Source organism: Paraglaciecola algarum, assembly GCF_021532655.1.
In the GTDB taxonomy this organism is placed as follows: domain Bacteria; phylum Pseudomonadota; class Gammaproteobacteria; order Enterobacterales; family Alteromonadaceae; genus Paraglaciecola; species Paraglaciecola algarum.
Window position 1 is genome coordinate 345,614 of sequence record NZ_JAKGAS010000002.1, and the last position, 23,478, is coordinate 369,091.

23 protein-coding genes and 2 pseudogenes are annotated in these 23,478 nt (G+C 40.5%); 5 read left to right on the top strand and 20 right to left on the bottom strand.

What is annotated here, in order from left to right; all coding sequences use genetic code 11:
* Window positions 1–114: 114 nt before the first annotated feature.
* Window positions 115–2,409 carry a CRTAC1 family protein gene (locus tag L0668_RS05040; RefSeq protein WP_235310986.1) on the top strand — a complete coding sequence of 765 codons (2,295 nt, stop codon included), beginning with the start codon at window positions 115–117 and terminating at the stop codon, window positions 2,407–2,409.
* Window positions 2,410–2,501: 92 nt separating this feature from the next.
* On the opposite strand, the gene L0668_RS05045 is transcribed toward L0668_RS05040, so the two are convergent.
* The 7 genes and pseudogenes from L0668_RS05045 to L0668_RS05075 form a co-directional block, all read right to left on the bottom strand.
* Complete coding sequence (locus tag L0668_RS05045) at window positions 2,502–2,675, bottom strand: hypothetical protein (protein WP_235310987.1); 174 nt, start codon at window positions 2,673–2,675, stop codon at window positions 2,502–2,504.
* A 116-nt stretch (window positions 2,676–2,791) separates the two neighbouring features.
* Window positions 2,792–3,568, bottom strand: a pseudogene (locus tag L0668_RS05050) (transposase).
* 242 nt (window positions 3,569–3,810) lie between these two features.
* Window positions 3,811–4,020 (bottom strand): annotated as a pseudogene (locus L0668_RS05055) (transposase); the annotation flags it as partial.
* Window positions 4,021–4,175: 155 nt separating this feature from the next.
* Window positions 4,176–4,469 carry a HigA family addiction module antitoxin gene (locus L0668_RS05060; RefSeq protein WP_085301836.1) on the bottom strand — a complete coding sequence of 98 codons (294 nt, stop codon included), beginning with the start codon at window positions 4,467–4,469 and terminating at the stop codon, window positions 4,176–4,178.
* A complete protein-coding gene (locus L0668_RS05065) occupies window positions 4,469–4,747 on the bottom strand; it encodes a type II toxin-antitoxin system RelE/ParE family toxin (protein WP_235311222.1) in 279 nt (92 codons plus the stop codon). The genes L0668_RS05060 and L0668_RS05065 overlap by 1 nt, the downstream gene beginning before the upstream one ends.
* 155 nt (window positions 4,748–4,902) lie before the next feature.
* On the bottom strand, window positions 4,903–5,682 hold the full coding sequence (locus L0668_RS05070) for an SDR family oxidoreductase (RefSeq protein ID WP_235310988.1): 780 nt from the start codon (window positions 5,680–5,682) through the stop codon (window positions 4,903–4,905).
* 1 nt (window position 5,683) lies between these two features.
* The gene (locus L0668_RS05075; RefSeq protein WP_235310989.1) at window positions 5,684–6,310 is read right to left on the bottom strand and encodes an FMN-dependent NADH-azoreductase; all 627 of its coding nucleotides are present in this window, start codon (window positions 6,308–6,310) and stop codon (window positions 5,684–5,686) included.
* Window positions 6,311–6,414: 104 nt separating this feature from the next.
* Between L0668_RS05075 and L0668_RS05080 the strand changes: the two genes are divergently transcribed.
* The gene (locus L0668_RS05080) at window positions 6,415–7,311 is read left to right on the top strand and encodes a LysR family transcriptional regulator (protein WP_235310990.1); all 897 of its coding nucleotides are present in this window, start codon (window positions 6,415–6,417) and stop codon (window positions 7,309–7,311) included.
* A gap of 244 nt (window positions 7,312–7,555) precedes the next feature.
* Here the strand turns inward: L0668_RS05080 and L0668_RS05085 are convergent, their stop codons facing one another.
* A complete protein-coding gene (locus L0668_RS05085) occupies window positions 7,556–7,792 on the bottom strand; it encodes a virulence factor (RefSeq protein ID WP_235310991.1) in 237 nt (78 codons plus the stop codon).
* 726 nt (window positions 7,793–8,518) lie between these two features.
* Complete coding sequence (locus tag L0668_RS05090) at window positions 8,519–8,785, bottom strand: hypothetical protein (protein ID WP_235310992.1); 267 nt, start codon at window positions 8,783–8,785, stop codon at window positions 8,519–8,521.
* 256 nt (window positions 8,786–9,041) lie between these two features.
* Between L0668_RS05090 and L0668_RS05095 the strand changes: the two genes are divergently transcribed.
* Complete coding sequence (locus L0668_RS05095; RefSeq protein WP_235310993.1) at window positions 9,042–10,010, top strand: integron integrase; 969 nt, start codon at window positions 9,042–9,044, stop codon at window positions 10,008–10,010.
* A gap of 534 nt (window positions 10,011–10,544) precedes the next feature.
* Here the strand turns inward: L0668_RS05095 and L0668_RS05100 are convergent.
* From L0668_RS05100 to yjjX, 3 genes are all read right to left on the bottom strand, one after another.
* On the bottom strand, window positions 10,545–11,159 hold the full coding sequence (locus L0668_RS05100) for a hypothetical protein (protein WP_235310994.1): 615 nt from the start codon (window positions 11,157–11,159) through the stop codon (window positions 10,545–10,547).
* A gap of 101 nt (window positions 11,160–11,260) precedes the next feature.
* Window positions 11,261–11,518 carry a hypothetical protein gene (locus L0668_RS05105; RefSeq protein ID WP_235310995.1) on the bottom strand — a complete coding sequence of 86 codons (258 nt, stop codon included), beginning with the start codon at window positions 11,516–11,518 and terminating at the stop codon, window positions 11,261–11,263.
* 23 nt (window positions 11,519–11,541) lie between these two features.
* Window positions 11,542–12,075 (bottom strand): inosine/xanthosine triphosphatase, encoded by a 534-nt coding sequence (gene yjjX / locus L0668_RS05110; protein ID WP_235310996.1) that lies wholly within the window; start codon window positions 12,073–12,075, stop codon window positions 11,542–11,544.
* A gap of 159 nt (window positions 12,076–12,234) precedes the next feature.
* On the opposite strand from yjjX, the gene L0668_RS05115 reads away from it, so the two are divergent.
* Both L0668_RS05115 and L0668_RS05120 read left to right on the top strand, forming a co-directional pair.
* Window positions 12,235–12,408 carry a hypothetical protein gene (locus L0668_RS05115; RefSeq protein ID WP_235310997.1) on the top strand — a complete coding sequence of 58 codons (174 nt, stop codon included), beginning with the start codon at window positions 12,235–12,237 and terminating at the stop codon, window positions 12,406–12,408.
* A 60-nt stretch (window positions 12,409–12,468) separates the two neighbouring features.
* The gene (locus tag L0668_RS05120; RefSeq protein WP_235310998.1) at window positions 12,469–13,227 is read left to right on the top strand and encodes an MBL fold metallo-hydrolase; all 759 of its coding nucleotides are present in this window, start codon (window positions 12,469–12,471) and stop codon (window positions 13,225–13,227) included.
* Window positions 13,228–13,249: 22 nt separating this feature from the next.
* On the opposite strand, the gene L0668_RS05125 is transcribed toward L0668_RS05120, so the two are convergent.
* The 8 genes from L0668_RS05125 to L0668_RS05160 all read right to left on the bottom strand — a co-directional run bounded on the left by L0668_RS05125 (window position 13,250) and on the right by L0668_RS05160 (window position 23,473).
* Window positions 13,250–14,983: a GMC oxidoreductase gene (locus tag L0668_RS05125; protein ID WP_235310999.1), complete on the bottom strand. Its 1,734-nt coding sequence runs from the start codon at window positions 14,981–14,983 to the stop codon at window positions 13,250–13,252.
* 61 nt (window positions 14,984–15,044) lie between these two features.
* On the bottom strand, window positions 15,045–15,683 hold the full coding sequence (locus L0668_RS05130) for a gluconate 2-dehydrogenase subunit 3 family protein (protein ID WP_235311000.1): 639 nt from the start codon (window positions 15,681–15,683) through the stop codon (window positions 15,045–15,047).
* An 82-nt stretch (window positions 15,684–15,765) separates the two neighbouring features.
* Window positions 15,766–16,980, bottom strand: a complete 1,215-nt coding sequence (locus tag L0668_RS05135) for an MFS transporter (RefSeq protein ID WP_235311001.1) — start codon at window positions 16,978–16,980, stop codon at window positions 15,766–15,768.
* Window positions 16,981–16,993: 13 nt separating this feature from the next.
* The gene (locus tag L0668_RS05140; protein WP_235311002.1) at window positions 16,994–18,049 is read right to left on the bottom strand and encodes a sugar phosphate isomerase/epimerase family protein; all 1,056 of its coding nucleotides are present in this window, start codon (window positions 18,047–18,049) and stop codon (window positions 16,994–16,996) included.
* Window positions 18,050–18,067: 18 nt separating this feature from the next.
* Window positions 18,068–19,234: a Gfo/Idh/MocA family protein gene (locus L0668_RS05145; RefSeq protein ID WP_235311003.1), complete on the bottom strand. Its 1,167-nt coding sequence runs from the start codon at window positions 19,232–19,234 to the stop codon at window positions 18,068–18,070.
* A 258-nt stretch (window positions 19,235–19,492) separates the two neighbouring features.
* Window positions 19,493–20,458, bottom strand: a complete 966-nt coding sequence (locus L0668_RS05150; RefSeq protein ID WP_235311004.1) for a D-2-hydroxyacid dehydrogenase — start codon at window positions 20,456–20,458, stop codon at window positions 19,493–19,495.
* A 20-nt stretch (window positions 20,459–20,478) separates the two neighbouring features.
* The gene (locus L0668_RS05155; RefSeq protein WP_235311005.1) at window positions 20,479–21,810 is read right to left on the bottom strand and encodes a glycoside-pentoside-hexuronide (GPH):cation symporter; all 1,332 of its coding nucleotides are present in this window, start codon (window positions 21,808–21,810) and stop codon (window positions 20,479–20,481) included.
* A gap of 76 nt (window positions 21,811–21,886) precedes the next feature.
* Window positions 21,887–23,473 carry an aldehyde dehydrogenase (NADP(+)) gene (locus tag L0668_RS05160; protein ID WP_235311006.1) on the bottom strand — a complete coding sequence of 529 codons (1,587 nt, stop codon included), beginning with the start codon at window positions 23,471–23,473 and terminating at the stop codon, window positions 21,887–21,889.
* Window positions 23,474–23,478: the final 5 nt, after the last annotated feature.

Below are 23,478 nucleotides of genomic sequence, written 5' to 3' on the forward strand. Positions count from 1 at the left end.
GGCTTTGCGTCTGTTTTTTCAGCTTGAACACGCTACTTTTTACGATAATTTTTGTTAATGGTATTTTGTTAACAAAAAGGGTATCTTATATAAAAAATTATCATCGTATTCATTATGTTCAAAATCAAGCTCCTCACTTATTTCTTTATTGGTATTAGTTCTATTGGCAGTATTGGGCTATCAGGCTGCACAAATAATGGTGTTAAAAACTCTAGTCAGTTTGCGAATAAAAACGCTACTTTATTAACAACTCCAGTTGTTTTGACTAATGACGTTCACCATTCAGTGACTTATCAATCTCTAGGATCTTCTACAAAGCGTATATCTATAACCGCAACTATCGATAAAAATTATGCAAATTTGTCGATTTACGCAGATGGAAAAGTTATTGCAGACAATTTGGATTTACCTAAAAAAGGCAAGCAAACCATTAATGTGCTGGTTGACTTAGCAAGTAGCGGTACAAAAGAGTTAGTTTTCAAAGGTCGAAGTGCCGAGATAACCTTGCATAATATTACAATTGAAGATGTTGAAGGCATTCAACTGCCGACTTTTATCGATAATTCAAAGGCCGCTAATTTAGATACTGAAAGTACCTATAAATATGGTGGCCCGTCGATTGGAGATATTGATAACGACGGTGACTATGACTTTGTATTAAACAATCATAATAAAGTCCCCACCCAGTTAGTCACAAACTTAGGTAACGGACAATTGTCGATTAAGCGATTGTTTAATGGTGCCCCAGATCTACATGGCTCGGCATTAGGTGATTATGATTTAGATGGCGATCTAGACATTATTTTGGCCCATGGCGGAGCGAACGGCACCAGTCCTAGTTCTTATACTTTATTTAAAAATACCGATATGACATTTGAAAATGTATCAGGAAAGGTGGGTATTCAAACACCGGCCAGAGGTCGTGCCCCTCGCTGGATTGATTTGGATCTAGATGGTGATTTAGATTTAGCTCTGTTTAATGCTAAAACCCCAAATTATGACGGCCCACAAACATTATTTTTAGATAATCAAGGTAATGGTACATTTGAAGAAGTCCGTATTGCAGATATTGAAAAGCTTAATGTTGAAAAACCTCTTGTAGTAGATTTTGACCGTGACGGTAAAGACGATTTATTACTGTATTACCCAGACAAGCTATCTTTGTGGAAAAATAATGGTGATTTTACTTTTACTAATGTAAGCAAAAAGTGGTTACCTAGTCAGATAGCGCAATTAGAAAATATTAATGGTGCAACAGATGTCGACGTGAACAACGATGGGTTAGTGGACTTGTATTTAGCCAATGGACGCTCACATTATAGTATTTCTAATAAGTCTCTGGATTTTTCACCGAACTCTAAAAAGCTAGATGTAAACGACAACGGTGAAAAAGGTGTAACACAAATTGAGTTTACCGCAGATGGTAATATTCACTTAGCCGATGTAAAACTTGTCTTTCGCCAATACCGAGATGGTTTTCCAATCTTTTTGGGTAAGGATAAACAGCAAACCTATATTCAACCCCTTGACTTTAATCGAAATGATAACCGCTACCCTGCAGAGCAAGAAAACGCGCCGTTTGAACTAGATTTTGCGCCAGACCAAGCTCAAGGTTGGCCAGAGCAGCGTGCAGAAAGTGGCTTGTATATTGGTTATCTTGGCGACAAAAAATGGAAAGCTGAATGGGTACGCAACAAAACTATATATTGGGGCGTTGAATTTTCACTTACAGGTTTAAACAATGTGGATTATGATTGGCCAGCCAATAATCGCAATATTCAAGATGTGTTGTTAATTAATAAGGGTACTCACTTCGAAGATGCAGGGCAAGAATGGAATATTCCCAAAGGTGGTAACCATTGGGGCGTCAGTCGAGCCGATTTTAATAATGATGGCTGGCAAGATTTGTTTGTGCACCGTTATGGTTATTTACGTGAACGAATTGCGGATCTTTTATTGCTCAATACGGGCAAGGGGTTCGAGATAGTAACTTCCCATGGCGCTTTTGACCCGGCTGATACAGGCCACGGAGACATGGGGCAAGCGTTTGATTTTAATAACGATGGCTTGCTTGACATGCTAAATGGCAGTGAAAGTACAGGTAAATGGTATTTGTATTTAAACCAAGCTAATAAAGCAGGTAACTATATTCAATTCCATGTGGGTTATAGCCCTAAACAGGGTATCGATCCTTTGTCTGCTGAAGTGACTATCGAAACAATTGACGGCAAAACCTTTTTTCAAACAGTAGGTTCAACCGGTGAAGTGCATTCACAAAGTGTGATCAATACAGTTCATTTCGGTTTAGCTCAGCGGAATAAAATTAAGTCCGCAAAAATCGTATGGCGTAACGGCGAAGAGAAGAGTTTTGGTTCTTTAAAAGCAAATGCATTGTATAAGAGTGAATAATTTTTTTTACAGGGTTCTAAGACAGGGGGTAACTCAAATCACAGCCTGTCTGTAATATTTATATTAAGATTTCACACTTTTAATCATGTGCATTATTCGTGGTCGGGAGCATCTTCTTGGTTATGACGTTTTTGTGAGTTATTTCGAGCAGCTTTTTTCGCTTTCTTTCGCTCATTTTTTTCGGTTACGATTTTGATTATTTCTTCTTTTGTTAAGTGAGGATGTTTAGCGATTAACTCTTCGACTCTTTGGGCAAAGTTGGCCATTAATAAACCTTAATACTGTTTAAATACGATAGTGACCTCCATTCTAGCAGAATGAAGCCATACATAACCGTAATTCGTACTAGCATGATTGAATCAAAAGTTGGATATATTCTAGCTTAGGCTGGTTTAAGTAAGGCTTTTGATTGACACATGCCGCACATTCGTTGGTGTCCTGTGTGCTTTTTGAATTGGTGCATCATCTGCTCTGGGCCAGCGGCATAACAAAAATGTTGTTCAAATTCTGTGGTGAGGGTAAGCCATTGTTCATCTGATAAACCAAGTCTTTCTAAAATGAGGTTATGGTGATGTTCGATATGCCCAGCTTTGTCTTCTCGAATACAGCGACCGGTGCAATCCACTAATTCACAATAGTCCTTTAAACTGTAAGCAATGCCTTTGGGCATATTTTGTTTGTAGTTACCGACAAATGGCAGTAGTCGATGGGATTGGCGTTTCTTTTGTTTATTAGCTTTTGTTCGTTTGCAAATACTGGTGTGTTTGGACGTTTCGGGCGTGTTTTCCATTTTGGCTCGAACGGGATTTAAATCTACATAGGCCATACAAGCTAATACCGCAGATTCGTCAAGTAGGGCTTGAGACTTAAACTGCCCCTCCCACTAATTTGTCAGGAACAAATAAGAACAGCTTTAGCTGGCCCGAAGGGTGAGTGCCAAGGATGGCAACGAATAAAACCTACCGGTGCAATTATCTTCTTTATTGGCTTCGCGGGCTATATATTCATTGAGGTTTCGCATTAACCAGCTGATGTCGTATAAACGTTGGCGATAGACTTTTACCGTATCAAGTACTTGTTTCATACTCCAACTATCAGCCGTTTTTTTATCGACAAATAACACCACATGCACATGGTTATACCAATTACAGTAAATAATTAATCACTCAGCGAGAGTTTAAAAGAGCTTAAACAAGGCGCATGACTGAAGGAATAGTGGTGCTCTTTCAAAGATATGGAACGCAGTGTAAGCTCTTTTAAAACTCGCCTGAAAGGAGTGCCCCAGCGGGTTTTGCTTTTTGTTCTCACTATTTGAAAGGGAACAACCATTACGGCATAGTGGCGCCTCAATCAAAATCCGCTGGATGTACTCTGAGTGGTCAATTATTTACTGTAATTGGTATTACTCATTACCGCATACGCGCAAATATCAATTGCAAACACAGAGGCTAAAAATAATAACCTGTCCTCTACCCAACCTCGCCTGTGTTCATAACTTTGACCTGAGTAGGAATCCACACCACACAAAAAACAGCGTCGTACACAACGTGAAACACAATGGTAATAAGGCGTATCGATAAGACTAATTTGGCTTTTACGAGATTGAGGCATCACACACCATCCTTGGTTGTTTAATTCGTCTTAAGTCTAGTTCAGCTTCATTAAACTTCTAATTTAATCATGGGTGTCTTTTTATTTTTTTTTGCGTTGTTTGCCAAAACCGTGACAACTAAACATTGTCGGAGTTTAGGCGCTTGTTATATTCCTTAGGCCATTGCAAAATCAATTTGATGAACTCTAGCTAAGTTTACATTATGTTTTGCTTGCCAAAGATCATAATTGTCTTGCATCGATAGCCAACTTTCAGGGCTACGGCCAAGCGCTTTCGAAAGTCGTAAAGCCATTTCTGGAGTAATAGCACTTTTAGCTTTTAAGATACGGCTTAAAGTTGAAGGAGAAACATCTAATTGTTTTGCAACAAATCGACAACTATAGCCAAATGGTTCCATATAAACATCGGAAATAAATTCACCCGGATGCGGTGGATTATGCATATTCATTAGTGATAATCCTCATAATTTAAAATAAAAGCATTGCCATCTTTAAATTCGAATGTGACTCGCCAATTACCATTTACAGTAATAGACCAAATTCCATCTCGTTTACCTTTTAAGGGATGTAACTTAAACCCTGGTAAGTCGATGTCGTCTAAAACAGTCGCAGTATCAATAGCGGCAAGTTGCATTCTAAGTCGACGCTCATGCTTAGCTTGAATGCCAGCTATTGTGCCTGACTCAAAGAACTTTCTCAGTCCTTTATGTTTAAATGATTTAATCATAACCGAAAGTGTAGCGCGTTGCGCAACACGTGTCCAGAAGGAATATAACGCCCCAATCACCGGGCGCAACGTAGCTGGCTCCGAGTGCATTGGCTTGTAATGAGCGGTTCTGTATTCGGGTATATCTACTAGGATAGCAGATCACACTTTATTCCCTAGTAATTTTGAGGAAGCCCAACTCGTTCTCGACCCTCTTTCGTTTTGATTGAAAAATCAGTACCTGCAAACTCTTCGCCTTCGCGCCCACATAAAAACGCCACTGCCTCTGCTGCCCATCTCGGTGGAATATGTACAGACCAGTCTAGGTTACTCACAGCGTTAATTTCCGCATCACGAATTCTTGCCATCATGTCGGTTGCTACTGTGCCCGGAGACAAGCCAACAACACGGATATTTTTATCGTGTAATTCATTATGAGCGACTTCAGTAAGCTTTTTCACTGCCGACTTTGTTGAACAGTAATGACTCCAGCCAGGCAACGCACTATTAGCAGCACCTGAACTCATATTAACGATTACCCCTTCACCAGCTTCGACCATATAAGGTAAAACGGCCCGCATACAGTAATAAACACCTTTATAATTAATGTCTGCTGCCAAAGACCATTCAACTGGATCACTATCAATCAGGTGACTTAGAGGGTCGATAACACCCGCGTTGTTTATTAAAAAATCTATTTTACCCGCTTGATCAATGCAGTACTTAGCGGTAGCCTCCACAGAAGAGTAATCCGTGACATCACATACGTGAGCTCTCGCCTCGCCTCCTTTGCTGTTTATCATCAAAACAGCTTCTTCTAGTTTATCTGAGCTGCGTGCGGCAAGTATGACGCTTGCACCTAGCTCAGCCAGCTTTTCCGCTGTTGCTAAGCCTATACCTTTACTCGCCCCCATAATTAAGGCTGTCTTATTGGTAAAATCTAAGGTTTGTGACATCTCAATTTTCCTCCAATGTATTTTTTACTTGTGCCATCAATGCAAGCTTTTGTTTGTCCAAACTTTCCTCGTCGACTACAGATGTGCCCTCTATACGAAATACGGTTATGTCTTCTATCCCTATAAACTTCAGCAAGGCAACAAGGTAAGTTTCAAAAAAATTCATTGAGCGTAGCTCGCCATTCTCGACGTAACCTTTTGCGCCATATGACAAAGCCAGAATTGCTTTCTTTCCACGCACTAGGCCAGAGAAGCCAGTTTCATCGAAATTAAAGGTCTCGCCGACCCTAACAATTTGGTCAACCCATGCCTTTAGTGATGAAGGAACCCCAAAGTTATACATAGGCGCACTGATTATTAGCGTTTCAGCTTCTCTAATTTCTTTAATTAATTGATCTGATAACGACGTGGCTTCCTCCAGTACAGGCGTGAAGTTTTCCTTTGGGGTAAAGAAGCCAGTAATTGTATCTTGTGAAATAGAAGGGATTTCTAGGTACGATAAGTCACGCAGACAGATATCGATGTCAGGCGTGTTGATAACAAGCTGACTTTGAACTGCATCAGCAATAAATTTGGAGTGAGAACCAGCACCACGTGGGCTGGAGTCAATACGTAGTAATGATGGCATTTCCTAATATCCTAACTCTGGTTAATAACTGAGAGAATAGTAATTAATGCATTTGAAATGATAAACTACGCTAAAAGCAAATCAATAATGCAAAGGGCGCACGAATGAATTTAGACCATATCCATCTCTTTATTCTGGTATACAAGGCAAAAAGCTTTGCTAGCGTAGCTAAAGAGTTGAACGTCGCCCCCTCTTCAGTATCACGCGCCATTGCTGGTTTGGAAGGGCAATTACAAGCTCGTTTATTTCAACGTACAACCCGTTCATTAACACCGACTCAATTAGGAGAGGATTACTTCCATAGGGTAGAGGCACTTATTGATGAATTGGAGTTAGCTAAGGACGAGGTTTTCAACCAGAATTCAGAGCCATTTGGTAGCATAAAAGTGACGGCATCAACTTCATTTGGCCAAAAAGTTCTCTCCCCCATTCTTAGTGGCTTCTTTGACCGCCACCCCAAAATCCGACTTGATCTAGTGCTAAGCGATGCTCAAGTCAATGTAATAGATGATAGATTTGACTTGGCGATCCGCCATGGCGCTCTTCGAGATAGCAGTTTGGTTGCTAGAAAACTCATGGACGTTCGCTATGCACTTGTGGCATCACCAAACTACTTAGCAAGATCAGAAAAAATAGAAAAACCACGCGATATTCTTGCACATCGACTCATTAGTTTTGCCTATAGTTCATTTAATACAGAATGGCGTTTCAAAAAAGACGAATTAATAGAATCGATTCCGATAGAGCCAGTTCTAACAATGACAACTGCGTCTGCAATCCAAGCAGCAACAGAGAACGACGCGGGTATCGCACTTCTGCCAAATTGGGCCATTAAAGATCACTTGAAGGCTAAAAAGCTGATTAATATTTTGCCAGATTGGCAAGTCGCTGGAGCAGATTTTGACACATCTATTTGGTTAGTTTATCCATCTAAACGTTTTTTACCTGTTAAAACAAGAGCATTCATAGATTACTTGTTGGTCAACGTAAAAGCGGTTTAGCCTCATAACGCCTGGCACAGCGGCGGAGTGAGGGGCTTAAGTTTTGCTACACTGAGCGCAGCGAAGGCAAAACCTTAATGCCCCGAAACGACGTCCAGCCCGCCGAGCGAAGCGAGAGTGTTTTAAGGGCGTTGCTGCTGCCACTTGTTATGTGCTTGATTCTGGTTTGAAGCTCAACCAACTACTTAATTTATCTTAGAGACAGATAATTTATGGTTGCAAAGTATGAGTTGGATTTATATTGTCACGATTTACCACTCATTTTTGCTGGTTTTGGAGCGCCATATTGCGCTTCAAATTTTCTAAATGCCTTTTCTAGAGCTTCGGGGTCGGCTATTTCATCAAGGGATTCTAAAAGTATTGTCAGAAGGTAATTGTTTCCGTATCCATACTTGGAATTCAGAGACCTTAACTTGCTGTAGGCTTTTTCCGACATTGCAGCACCGAATCTTTTCGGTAGAGGAAAACGTTTATCTTTCATGGGCTGGGGCTCCAATTTTGGTGCACATAACGCCGAGCACAACGGCGCAGTTAAGGGGTAACAGTTTTGCTAGGCTGAGCTTGCGAAGGCAAAACTGATGCCCCGAAACTGCGTCCAGCCCGGCCCGCGAAGCGGGGTGTTTTAGGGCGAGTTGCTGCGCCTTGTTATGCCCCTGTTTTATTGAGAGAACCTTGAATGCAAAAGCGACCAACCTTACACGCACAGCTTGCTGAAAGGCAAGTTGGTACACGCTAGAAGACAAGATTAACCAATTAATTTTCGATTACCATCGCGAAGGATAGGTAAGGATTAGCGCAAAACTATACAAAGCTCAAAGAATGGTGATTAACCAACTTGCTTGGGCGGCCAATATTAGTGGTGATTTACTTTATTTTACAGATTGCTAGGTTAAAGCCATGGTTGGCACTGTTTTGGCGTTGCACAAACTAAGACGGACTTTATAAATTGGGCTGCACATTACTGTATTAAAATTCACATTACCAAGCAAGATCAACTTTAACGCTTGATGGCTATTGGCTTAGGTTTAGTAATTATTATTGCACGAACCTTAGATCCCCTAACAAACTTGATGTACGTTCTTCCCAAAGCATAACGCCGCCAGAACGCGGCAATTTTGGAGTTGATTTTTTTGTGGCAGCTTAGCGACCGCCATAAAAAAGCGACGGAAAAATTGCTCGCCGTTACTGGCCTTGTTATGAGCATTAATTACTTCAAAGAATCAATAAGATCCCGTACTGTTGAAAAGTATTCGTTAGTTGGTCCACCGAAGCCGACAGAGGGATTTCCTTTTGGCACTCGCAAACCAAGTTTAGAAACATGATCGAGTGCAGCTTGATATTTATCATAGTCGTCAGACACCACATCACATTCATTAAATTTGTTTTCCAAGTGCTGTTTCACATCTCGCCTTAAATCGTCCGGTAGGTCTACATCATTTTCATATGGCTTTAATGCTTCTATTACGTTATCCATCTTAGAGTCCTATCTTTAAGGGTGGTTGCTCATAACAATTTAATAGTGCGCTAACCGCGCATATTTCTATTTACATGTCGCGCACTTTCTTAATTTTACTATTTTTATCAAATTTCATAACACATTGCTACTTAAAGAAAAATTTATACTGATAGAAATTTTATACTCTACAAAAGTGCGCGATCCGCGCATTTTCCTATATATGGGGGAAATTACGCTATACTGTATAAATAACCAGTTGTGTGTGGGGTGTAAAATGAAAACTAAGTCACCATTTTTGCAGTATATAATTGACTACATGTTAACTAGGCAATACTCGCTAAGGACGATTGAAACCTATTTGAAATGGATAACGTCATTTATACATTTTCACCAAAAACGACACCCAGCCTCGATGGGCGATAATGAGGTAGAAGTTTATCTCGAACATTTAGTATTAAAAAACAATGTCGCTCCAAGTACTCAAGCCACTGCACTGAATTCTTTGGCATTTTTATATAAACATATAGTCAAAAACGAACTGTCATTAAATCTAAATTTTGTACGCTCAAAGCGACAAGCTAAATTACCTGTGGTCATGACAAAAGATGAAGTAAAGCTATTGATGACAAAATTAACCAAGCGATATTATTTAATTGCAGGGTTAATGTATGGCAGTGGCTTGCGAGTAATGGAGACTGTTCAACTACGAGTGCAAGACATTGATTTTGATTACAAAAGTATCCGTGTATGGAATGGCAAAGGCAACAAACACCGAATAGTCACCTTGGCCAATGAATTAATTCCTGCACTTAGAAATCAAATTATACAAGTCGATGAGTATTTGAAACTAGATATTAAAAATGACCAGTTTTCTGGGGTATGGATGCCTCACGCATTAGCTAAAAAATATCCATCAGCGAACAAATCTTTAGCCTGGCAGTATTTATTTCCATCTTACAAATTAAGTGCCGATCCTGAGACTGGTGAAATTAGACGGCATCATTTTCATCATACCTGTGTTAGAAAAGCAGTGAAGGTAGCGGTTAATGCAGCGGGACTTACCAAACAAATAACACCTCATACTTTTAGGCACTCGTTTGCCACTCATTTACTCCAATCTGGCGCAGATATTAGAACCGTTCAAACTCAACTTGGACATTCAGATGTGCAAACTACCCAAATTTATACTCATGTATTACAGCAAGGCGCAAATGGGGTAACTAGCCCACTATCCCGCTTATAACCTCAGTGGCAAAGCCAGGCTTTTGATTTTATCGCGACTCAAGGCTCGCCAGTTTTGTGGTGAATTTAGTAGTGCTGTAGTTTACTGAGCCGGACCTAGGTACACACTTCAATTTAGTCACTCGCACATCCATGATGATATGCACCCAATCTCGACATCCATGACGAGCTGTTCAACTGGGCGAAGCGCTGCTTCTAAAAAATCCAGTTTCACCCTGCTTAATTCATTCCAAAATTGGAAGAAGAGCATTGCTGGAGCGCGGCATTTTTCTGGTTACTCTTTTTTTGCTGTTGACCAATATTTACTGGATAAATATGGAACAGCTTTAGCTGGCCCGAAGGGTGAATGACAAGGAAGTCATTCATAATAAAGAGTCACTAGCTCGAAGGGATTCGAGTTAAAAACCCGCATGGATGCAGAGTGGGCGTAGCCCATACTTCTGGTGAACGTAGTGAATAATCTTAGTTCGCAGCGTTAATACTTTGTCGCGTAGCGATACCTTATGCGCAAAGCACATGCCGTTAAAAAGAAAACCTAATAACACCCATCATACTGTGTCTCACTCAACTCTTTAATGTCTTCCACAGTACCATCGGTAAACACTTGTACTAGCTTCTCTCCGTGAGTGCCACATAAGTCATCCCATGCAACCAATACTTTGTAACCTAATGCATTTTTCTCATAAGATTTTGGTACTGCACCGTTTTTGTTTAAGTAAACAAAAACCTCAGCTTCTGTGTCTATGTAGTCAAAAAAGACTAATAAATCTTGTTGTGATTCAATCACCACAATATCATCTTGACGGATGGCTACCCCGTAAATTGGGCAGTAACTTGGCAGGCATTGGCTATCGAAACCATAATCAGATTGAACCGCTTCAATTCTGTTTGATAAGTCGTTTTGTAGCGCTGTGAATTTTTCTGGATCGTATTTATTTAAAACTGTGTGACCCACTTTAGCCGTGGAGAGGTCAGTACCTTTTCTGATTTCCCAGTATTGATAGTTATCATTTAACTTAAAGTCTGCCATTGAATATTGCTCGGCAAAACTACTGGCTGGTAGTTGAACTGAGGTGGAGTTTGTTTGCTCAGTACCATTACAGGCTAACAGCATAATTGAGATTATTAAGGTAAAACTAAAATTTTTCATTGGATTACAACATACAAATTTATACTGGATCTTCACTTTTCCAGTGATTAAAAACGATTATTCTCGTATGTAATAACTCTGGTAGATGGTTGCTAAGATAATTACGGAAGTATTACCTTTACCGCTACATGCATGCCATCTACAGTCCAACTTTGAGTGAGTTGATTAAAAATTACACGAGAATAAAATGTACGCTGAGAATAATCATCGTATGTGACGTTCATATTACAGAAATATTGCTCTTTTAAGACAAGGTCAGGGATGCTGACTGAGATGGGAATAGGTTCTTTACTTGGGGTGCGTCGCTTTGCCCAACTTTTAGGAATGATTTCAAAGGTATAGCTCGAAGTATTTGTCATAGTGTCGTCATTTTACTGTCATCTTATTTACAATTAAATAAATCTGGATTTATAAAAGGGGCCATGGCTAATATGCAGGCTTGTGTGTAAATACTTTCTCTAGTGGCTAAACCATTAGTCAATAAACCTATGGCGCCTTGTTTTTGTTTAATGTTGTGGGTGTTAAATAGCCTGTCCATTGCTAAGCCTAATTCTTCACCTAGTTGTAAAGCTTGAAATATTTTTGGCGGCAATGGCAACATGCTAGAACGGCCAATTGAAGTGTGAGTTCCGTCTGTAATGGCGATATAAGCAAAAGTCGCTGGGCCATGCTCAAAAAGGTCTACTCCGCCTTCAATAGCTAGATAAAAGTCTGCTTTAGATTGTTTTTGGCAATAGTCAATTCGGTTAAGTGCTCCTTGTTTGGTTTCTTGGCTGTTCATTGGTTGGTCTGGAACTAATGACGGGGCATTGATACCTAAACATTCAATTTGGTTGTTTGGATAAATATTTGTGATGGCTTGTTTGGCTGCATTAACTTTGACTGGATTAGTGGAGCCCACTATTACTTTAATCATTTAAATCCTGCTGCTTAGGTGTTGGTTTGTTTAACTTCACTTGTGTCAAAGTGGTTAACTTGGCCACTCGAATCTTAAATTCATTCTCGTATCCGAGCATATTGCAGGATATAATAATCGAGTTACGAAAGAAAAATAATAATAAATGGATAACAAATTATGCCAAATGTACCTCCAGAGTCTTTAATTCGCACTTGGGTGTGGATGATGTCAGAAAATAATAATCCTGAGTTAGCCAATAAAGGTCGTCAAAATCTGATCAATGCTTTTGGTAGCTTACAAAAGGCTATTGAATATATCGAACGTACAGTGGAATTGTCGGAAGCTGAATAAAGTAGCTAAATAAACCTACAAAACAACAAATAGATACATAAATAGGTAGGTCAAGCCGCGATGAAAATTCACACACTTTCAGGTTATATCCAATCTATCTATTTAGTTGAATATCCAAATGGTTTGTTGCTGTTAGATGGTTGTTGCCGCGCTGATGTGGATTTTTTAGAAAGCTTTATCACGCAAACTTTGCACCGTCCTTTGACTGATTTAAAATTAGTTGTAGTAACCCATATGCATCCTGATCACGCAGGAGCTGCTGCGAAACTTAGGCAACTCACTCATTGTAAAATTGTCACGTCTATTAAATCTTATCCTTGGTACCGAGGCATAAAAGGCCGCTTGATGCACATGTTAGATTTGGCCTTAGCGTATTGGGTGGGCCAAAGATTAGGTCGTAAAAAAACAAACTTATGGTATTCACCGGTTTTACAGGCTGATTACCAATTACAGGATTTTGATTGTTTACCTGGGTTTCCAGATTGGCAGGTAATTACTACACCAGGACATACAGACCGAGATTTGTCTGTGCTACATACTCCTTCAAAACGCTTATATGTGGCTGATTTAATAGTTAAAGTAAAAAATCGATTTGTGCCCCCTTTACCTGTTTTTCATCCCAATCAATATCTAGCTTCTTTGCAAAAAGTAAAAGCAATGGATTTAAATACTGTGCTCTTGGCTCATGGTGGGGAAGTGTTGTTTAAAGATATTAACTTTGAGCATCTGCTAACTGTTGCACCACGATATCCACGTTCGACACTTTCATCAACCACAAATGCTTTAAAGCAAGTACTATTAAGAAAGCGCCGTTCGTGAAGTTTGGTAACGTATTCCAAATTTAAAGTCGTTGGTTTTTCATTTCCTTAACACAATAATCTACCGCTCTGGCGGTCAACGCCATATAGGTTAACGAAGGGTTTTGGGTGCTGGTCGAACAAAAGCTCGCGCCGTCTGTCACAAACAAGTTAGCTACATCATGAGTTTGGTTGTAGTTATTAAGTACAGAATCTTTTGGATCATGGCCCATTCTAGCCGTGCCTACTTCGTGAATTGCTAAGCCGGGTGGTTTGTCTTTGTAGCTGGTGTAACTTGATACGTTTTTTAACCCTATTTTAGTTAACATTTCTGCAGCTAGATCTGCTGCATCATGCATCATATCTATTTCATTTTTAGACCATTCGCAGTTGATATGTAATAAAGGCATGCCCCATTTGTCGGTTTTAGTGGGATGTAACGACACTTGGTTTTCGTATCTGGGTAACATTTCACCTTGTGCATACATACCAAATGACCATCCGCCAGGGTGAGTAAGTTTATTTTTAAAGTCGGCGCCTACGCCTTGGTTATATCGCATACCTTGCCAATTGTCTCGCTGGGCACTTGCACCAAACGAAAACCCTCTGACATATTTTTTACTGTAACGAGAAGGTTTGAATCTAAAATTAGGCATGTACAAACCTGTAGGGCGGCGGCCCGAATAATACTCATTTTCAAAGCCATCCAATCGACCACCTGCACCTGCTCCATAGTTATGATCCATTAAATAATGGCCTAATACGCCAGAGCTATTTGCTAAACCGTTGGGAAATGATTTGGTTTTAGTATTGAGTAATATTTGGGTGCTGCCTAGAGTTGATGCGCATAAAAATACCACTTTGGCGTAATATTCGCGGGTACTTAGATCATCATTGTCTATGACTCTAACCCCTTTTACTCGCTTGGTTTTTTCATCATAAATTAAGCTGTGTACCACACTATTTGGTGCGATAGATAAGTTATTGGTTTGTGCCGCTGCGGGCAAAGTCGAACTTTGAGTAGAAAAATACGCTCCAAAAGAACAGCCTTTTTGACATTCGTTACGAGCCTGACACTGCACTCGGCCTTGCTGCATATGTAACTGTGTAGGTTTAGTTAAATGTGCCGCTCGACCCATTATCATAGGCCGATCTGGATAATGTTGTGCAAAACGTTTTTGTATTTCTTGTTCTGGCACTGACATCTCAAATGGCGGTAAAAATTCGCTGTCGGGAAGTTGTGGTAGGTTTTCTTTGGAGCCACTGATCCCAGCGTGCTTTTCTACATAGCTATACCAGTCATTGATATCTTTAGAGCGGATAGGCCAATCATTACCATGGCCATCTGCTTTATTGGCAGCAAAATCAAAATCACTTAAACGATAGGATTGTCTGTGCCATAACAAAGATTTTCCTCCGAGTTGATTGCCTCGGATCCAATGGAAAGGTTTACCTTCTTCAGTGGTGTAGGGGAGATCTCTGTCATTGCCAAAAAAATGTTTAGTGGCATCAGTAAAGGCATAACAGTGCTTTTGGATCTTGTGTTGCTGCTCTACTAATAGGTTATTTACTTTACTGCGGTTGGGGAATTCCCATGGCCCTTTACCTTCACCTATATAATCTTCGCGGTGTTTAACTACGCGGCCGCGTTCAATCATTAAAGTGTTTAAGCCGTGCTCGCAAAACTCTTTAGCCGCCCAGCCGCCCGATATGCCCGAGCCTACCACTATGGCGTCATAAACTTCTGAGCTTTGGAGTATGTATAATTCGTCTGTCATGACATGACCTTATTAAATTCGTTGAAATGGATAGCGGAACTGATTTCTATCTAAATTGTAATTAGTAGTAGTCAATTGAACCCCATGATTTAGTATTCTCATCACATGGAATTGAGCCTTTAAATCCACCTGGTACGGCTTGATAATTAAGTGCTTGGGTAGCTCCGGCTTCAGATGTGAAATAACCAAATATTATCAGGGCTTTTAATAATGAGAATTGCCCTTGCTGCTGGTCAGTAAAACCTTGACCTTTTTCTAATTGCGTAAGTAACGCTTGTTGTTGTGCTGGGATTAATAAGGCGAAAGGTTTATTGAGTTTATCAACACTCGACTTATCAATTTGTGCCACTATTTCAACACAGGCTTGTTGCTCATCTCTAGCATGGCAAGCTAGCAGTTGATGTTGCACAAAGTGATGACAATTAACTTCACTGGCGCTGGGTGTGTCGGTACGAGGTAGAATGGCGTCGCCAATGGCGAACAAAGTTGCCATTTGACCTTCATTAAACAAAACCCTTGAGTTAACCGGTTCACTTTTAGTTTTAACAAAATTGTCTGCTGATTTTAAGGCGCAACTCGATAACATTGAAGCACTACCTGTGACACAGGCCAGGCCCAACATTTTTTGCAAAAACTGTCGACGTGACGCTTCACTTAAATTGACTGTGTTGGCCGTTTGGTCATTTGAGACTGTGGTCATAACCTATCCTCATGTGTGGGTAAAACTAAAAACGCTCATTACGAGCGTTTTTATCATTCAATTCAGTATAAAACTGAAAGGCTTAAGCTTTTTTACGCATTACAAAGTAGAAAGCACCAAATAATACGATTAAAACAAGCGGAAACATAATTAAGCTGTTTAAAACTTCGTTTCCTGCAGCTAGTGATGCTTCAGTGCCTTCAAGTCCTGCTGCCGCTGCACTAGATGTTGCTGAATCTACCCAACCACCAATAATTGGGTTCCAAGCACTCATAGCGAACATACCTGCACCACCCATTAAGGACATACCTAAAGCTCCCGTTTTAGGTGTATATTCGGTGGTACAACCAATCATAGTTGGCCAGAAGTAAGTGATCCCTAATGCAAACACAACCGCTGCAATATAAACCGCAGTACCTGATAATTGAGTCATTAAGAATAGGCCTAAAGTGGCTAAAATAGCAGAGGCAAACAATACGCCAGGAGGGCTAAGTTTATGCACTAAAGGACCTGCATAAAAACGACCTAATGCCATAATACCTGTGATTAATGCCAAGATAAGCATAGGTGTTGCACCAGAAGCTTCAAGAATTTGGTTAATCCATTGGCCTGGACCAAATTCACTTACTGCTGTAATTGTCATACATACAGCAAGGAAAATATATATAGGGTTGATTAATGCTTTTAAATTACCACTAGTTGAATCATCTTCAGTTTCTAGTTTAGGGAAAGTAAAACCAAACATTAAGAAACCGTAAATGGCAGTAGGTACTAACATAGTCGCTACTTGAGCTTCCCAACCAAGGCCTAATTTAGTCATACCGGCTGATACTAAAGAACCAATCACGATACCGCCAGGGAACCAAACGTGGAAACGGTTCAACATGGCTGTTTTATTGTTTGGATAAAGCTGAGCAATAATTGGGTTACAACCCGCTTCCACTAAACCGTTAGCAAATCCGACTAAGAAAGTGGAAATCATTAATCCCCAGAACCCATCAGCGACTATGGTTAAAATTAAACCTAACGCGTGACCAATAAAGGCTAACCAAACAATTAATTTTGCGCCAATAGCGTTGTAAAGTATGCCGCCAAACATCATGGCAAATGGGAAGCCCAAGAAAGCCATACTGGCAATCCAACCCAGTTCTTCACCACTGAGTCCGTACTGTTCACCCAATTCGCCTAAAATCCCTGCGCGAATAGCGAAGGTCATGGCGGTAACTATCAGCGCAATACAGCTGATATTAAAGACGCGTTTAGCATCCTGTTCTGAAATGTCTGTTACTGCATTCATATTATTATTTACCTTATTTAATGCCGAGTATTTTATTATTCATTTCAACGTCTTTTTCCACACCAGCAAAATCGTCGAAAGCTTTCTCTGTTGGTCTAATCAGATGATCACTAATAAATTTAGCACCTTCTGCTGCACCGTCTTCAGGATGCTTGATAGCGCATTCCCATTCCATAACAGCCCATCCATCAAAATCATACTGTGTCATTTTGCTGAATATGCTCTTAAAGTCGATTTGGCCATCACCTAATGAACGAAAACGTCCTGGACGATCAACCCATCCTTGATAGCCGCCATAAACACCTGAACGACCATTAGGATTGAATTCTGCATCTTTTACATGGAAGGCTTTAATACGTTCGTGATAAATATCAATGAAAGCCAAGTAGTCTAATTGTTGTAACACAAAGTGGCTTGGATCATATAAAATATTAGCACGAGGATGATTGTCTACGGCTTCTAAGAAACGTTCAAAGGTCACGCCGTCATGTAAATCTTCACCTGGGTGTAATTCGTAACATACATCTACACCGGCTTCGTCAAATGCATTTAGAATAGGTTTCCAGCGTTTAGCTAATTCCGCAAACCCTTGCTCAACTAAACCAGCAGGACGCTGTGGCCAGGGATACATGGTTTGCCATAAAAGTGCACCTGAAAAACTAGCGTGTCCTTTCAGGCCTAAATGTTGGCTGGCTTTAGCGGCTAGTTTCATTTGGTCAATTGCCCACTCAGTACGTGCAGCTGGGTTGCCGTGTACTTTTGCTGGTGCAAAACCATCAAACATTTGGTCATAGCAAGGGTGAACCGCTACTAATTGGCCTTGCAAGTGTGTAGATAACTCAGTGATTTCTAAGCCTGATTCTGCCGCTATTCCGGCGATTTCATCACAATAATCTTTACTCGTGCCGGCTTTTTCCAGATCGAACAAGCGGCCGTCCCAAGAAGGCACTTGAATACCTTTAAAGCCGTTACCTGCTGCCCACTTACAAATTTCTGGGAAAGAATTAAAAGGGCTATCATCACCAGCAAATTGTGCTAGAAATATACCCGGGCCTTTTATTTGTTTCATGTTTATTATCCTGATTAATTAAAGTGGTGCGATAACGAAGTCATGCCATTTAGTCTCTGACTGACTAAAGGTTACACTGTTTTCAATAAATGCCATGCCACGGATGGCTTCATCTATACCTGGTACGTCAAATGCGGCATTAGAATGATCTTCTCCGGCTTCAAAGGCTCTGATTTGTTTCACGAAATTGCCATAAATATTAGCAAATGCTTCTAGGTACCCTTCTGGGTGTCCAGCGGGGGTACGAATTGCCGCTTGTGCATTAGCACTAAATGCACCTACGCCAGTGCGGATCATCTGAGTTGGTGCCGTGTTAGATTTGAGCCATAAGGTATTTGGCTCTAATTGTGACCATTCAATGCCACCTTTTTCGCCGTATACTCGTAAGCGTAGATTGTTTTCGTCACCTACTTGCACTTGGCTAGAAAGTAAAACACCGCGAGCGCCGTTATCAAAACGTAGTAAAATTGTGCCGTCGTCGTCTAATAAACGACCTTCAACTACACTGCCTAAATCTGAGCACATTTTTGAAATATGAGATCCAGTAACGTATTCAGCCAAATTAGCAGCATGTACACCAATGTCACCCATACAGCAGCTGATACCAGCGCGCGCAGGATCAACCCGCCACGCAGCTTGTTTGCCAGAATCGCCTTCTTTATCGGCTAACCAGCCCTGAGTGTATTCAACAATCACTTTAGTGACTTTACCCAACTGGCCGCTGGCTATTATGTCTTGAGCTTGTTTGACTAATGGATATCCATTATAGGTATGAGTCAGACCGTAAAGTTGGCCAGTAGATTTAACAACCTCTGCTAAATCAACGGCTTGTTGCAGATCAAAGGTAGCGGGTTTATCGCTTAATACGTGAAAGCCTGCTTCCATAGCGGCTTTAGCCACGGCAAAATGTAAATGATTAGGTGTAACAATTGCCACAAATTGCATTCTTTTCTCAGCGGGAAGTTGAGCTTCAGCTGCAAACATTTCTTCATAAGTTGCATAACATCTATTGGCAGGTAAATATAAATCAGCCCCTGATGCAATACTGCGTTCGCCATTTGAACTAAACGCGCCACAGACGAGTTCTATTTCACCATCAATATTCGCAGCTATCCTATGTACTGCGCCAATGAAAGCGCCTTGACCACCGCCAACCATGCCCATTCTTACTTTGGATTTTGCCATTGAAACTTTCCCAAAAAATTTGTTGATTTCTTAAATTAAAGAAGGTTAATTTTATGTTAACAATCCTACCTTGCTGTTGTCACTAACTCATAATATAAAATCGGCAATTCGATGCAACAAAATCGGCGTAAGCGAAATTGGGAAATAGCTGAATTATGGCTTTAGAGTAGAATATTTAAGAGTTTTGCGAAAATGTATTCTGGTATTTTGTTCAATATCTGCTAATTAAACCAGCTCAACAGATTAAGTGCTAATGAATTAGTACCCGTGAGATTTTACAACTTGATTACGTAATTTAGCGCCTTGGTGAAATAAAACTAAATTGTTTAAAGCTAAATCACGCCAAGTGATGATGACGTCATTGTATGTGCCTCCGGAGTGCGGTGTAATGAGTAGATTTTTTGTGGACCACAAAAATGAAGATTGGCTTAATGGCTCCTTTTTACTGACGTCAATTCCCGCGCCTTTTAATATTCCTTGATTCAACGCTGTGGCTAAGTCATGTTCGTTAACCGCATTTCCTCGTCCAACATTAAAAAAGAAACTAGGTTTTTTCATGGCGTTAAAAATATCTATATTAAATAGCTCATTCGTTTCATGAGTTTTAGGTAAGGTTGAAATAACCATATTGGCTTGTGCAACGGCTAAAGGAAGATCTTGTAATTTATAGACAATATCGACATTTTCAGTTGTTTTAGAGGGGTTTTTACGCACACCTATTATGTTTGCACCAAATGCTTTTAAACGTTGCACTATGGCTAAACCGACTGAACCTAGGCCGATCACTAAGACTGTTTTCCCGCGTAATTGGAATAATGAATCACACTCAGTCAAGCTGGTTGTGTACCAATTTTTATGTTGTTGGTTTTTTACTGAAGTAGGAATGCCTCGAATGACGCTTAATATTAATGCCAAAGCATGGTCTGCCACTACGTCATGGTGTGAGTCTGAACAATTAGTCAGAGTAAAGTCTGTATCAATTAATTCGGGATATTCTTGTAGCCACTCCACCCCAGTGCCAAATTGTTGAAACCAGACTAAATTAGGTAACAGGGATAGATATTGTTTGGGAAAATCACCTAAAACAATATCTATATCTTGGGCGTATTTTTGGATTAAAGCTAAATCTGTGGTCACTAATACCTCACGGTCACCTGCGTATTTCAGCAAAGTGGTGGTAGAAGCCGTGTCCATAAATTTATCTTCAATCCACATTATTAACATGGCATGTTAATCCTTGTTTATTATTGCCCCTTGGTCGCAACCAACCTTTTAGACCAAGCATCGTCTAATTTGTATAGCTGTAATAAGGCTAAACAGATTAGTGCTCCGATTGCAGGGCTCGCAGAAAATATTGTGACTATACCATTTAAAGAAGTTTCAGTTTGCTCGACATTTGCTTGGTAACCATAGGCGGCGAGTAACCAACCGGTTAATGCTCCGCCTATTGCAATACCAAATTTAAGGCTCAACAAGTGGCCTGAAAAACTCATAGCCATAGGCCCACGACCATTCTGACTAATACTATGATCTACAGTATCGGGAATAGTCGAAAATAACATAGGTATTAGCATCATATGGAAAAATTGTGTTAACAAGGTAATGAACAAGGCGATATACATTAAATCTGCGGGTACAAAAAATAAAATACAATTTGAAATGGCTATGCCTATGCAAGCAAGTTTCATCAATTTCACTTTACACATCACTTTGCTGGCCCAATTCGATACTAGCGCGCCAATAATGCCGCCTATCATGCTAACTGTTACAAATGTACCTATTAAATTTTCCAAGCCTAGATAATAACTCACATAATAAGGCATGACTCCTCCGCGCATCGCGACAGTAATCAACAAAAAGAAGGTGACACCAGCAATGATCCACCATTGGTTATTACTCAAAACGATGCCAATGTCCTCTTTAATTGACACATTGTTTGTGGCGACATTAACCCTTTCTTTGGTAAATGCAAAACAGCCAACAAAACACAAGACTGCAAAAATTGCCATCACAGCCATAGCCAAAGAAAAACCAAGCTGTTCATCCCCCTCACCAAAGTAGGCCACTAATGGCAAAGTAGCGGCAGCGATAATTAATCCTCCTGCTTTTGCCATGGCAAAACGCCATGACTGAATTGAGGCTCGCTCTCGAACATCACTTGTTAATACTCCACCTAGTGCAGAATAAGGAATATTAATAGCCGTGTAAGCTGTCATCATTAATGTATAAGTAACATATGCATACACTAATTTGTTGCCATCTGAGGCGTCTGGAGTAGTAAACGCTAAAACCGCGAGCAAGCCATAAGGTATGGCTACCCAAATTAAAAACGGACGATAACGGCCCCATCTTGTTTGGGTTCTGTCCGCTAATGCGCCCATTAACGGGTCGGTAACAGCATCAAATATGCGGACTACTAACATCAAGGTACCTGCCGCTGCAGCGGTAATGCCAAACACATCTGTGTAGAAAAACATCATAAAGTTGATCACAACTTGGAAAACAATATTGCTGCCTGTATCGCCAAGGCCGTAGCCAAGCTTTTCTTTAGTAGTTAACTTAACGTTAGATTCCATTAGATTTATCCTTTTTATTTGTTGTTATTTGATGGTGAAAACCTTTGATTCTGTTTACCACTGAGCTATCTCAGGTTTAACTTGAGATTGGGTTAGTAGTAAATTCTCCGTTCACTCTGCGCATAATTTTAAGGGGATTGGTGTCTTGTAATTCAGCAGGTAGTAAATCGTGAGGCGTATCTTGATAACTGACAAATCTGACAAATCGATAGATGGCATCGATACCCACACTAGTAGAGGCTGCGATAGATGATGAAGGGTAAGGACCGCCATGGTTTTGTGAACCGCAGACTTCCACTCCGGTAGGAAAACCGTTAAAAATAATGCGGCCAACTTTTTGTTCAAGTTTTGTTACCAAAGCTTTTACTAAAGCTGTGTCTTGGTCTGTTGTGTGAATACTTGCTGTTAGGTTTCCGTCTATTGTTTGGGCAATTTTCACAAACTCTTGGTCGTTATCACATTCAACAATTAGTGTTGCGGGACCAAAGACCTCGTGTTGTAACTCAGGGCTGTGTAAGAATTGTTTTGCTGTTGTATTAAGTACTATATTTGGTGGTTGAATAGAACTATCCAATTGCTGGCTATTTTCATTTACCCAGCTTACATTTGGGTGTTGTAAAATCTGCTCAACACCTTGACAGAATGCCTTACCTATTCCCTCATTCAACAACAAGTTCCTAGGATTATTGGCCATATATTTCGCCACTAAATTGACAAACTCCGGGTTCTTTTGAATAACCACCACGCCTGGTGAGGTACAAAATTGGCCCGTACCCATGCACACAGAGTTAGCTAGGTTTTGTGCAATATTTTCGCCTGATTGAAGTAAGGCATTATGGGTCATGAATACTGGATTTACGCTACCCATTTCAGCAAATACAGGGATTGGGTTTGTTCGCCTTGCTGCTGCGTCCATCAAAGCTCTACCTGCAGTCAACGAACCAGTAAATCCTACCGCTTGGGTGATAGTGTGTTCGACTAAGTCTATTGATAACGACACGGTATTGCCTTGCAATAGTGAAAAAACGCCTTTTGGCATACCGCATTTAGTTATGGCTTTATCTATTGCACAGGCAAATAATTCGTTGGTAGCAGGATGTGAAGGATGGCCTTTTACTACCACAGGATTACCTGAAGCTAACGCAGATATGGTGTCTCCACCAATTGAGCCAAAAGCGAATGGGAAGTTTGAGGCGCCAAATACAGCCACCGGACCAAGTGGTTTTAATAATTTACGTAAATCAGGTTTAGGTACTGGTTGGCGTTGCGCATCGGCGGTATCAATACTGGCTTGTATCCAACTACTATTTTTTACAATGGCAGCAAAGGCTCTTATTTGCCCAGTAGTGCGCCCGCGTTCACCGGTTAATCTCGGCAGTCCAAGAGCCGTTTCTTGATTGCACACTGCTAATAATTGATCGCCTAAGGACTCTATTTCTTCTGCAATGGCTTCAAGAAACTCTGCTCTGGCGGTATTAGGTGTTTGACTATAAGCTTCAAAAGCTGAAGCGGCTGCGTGTAATGCTTGTTCCACTTCGTTTGATTGGCAACTGTGATGTTTAGGTAAAGGTTCTAGATTCGCTGGATCTTGCGCCTGAAAGCTACTTCCTTTGGGCGTCACCCAGTTACCAGCAATATAAGATTGTTGAGTTAAGTTATGCATAGGTT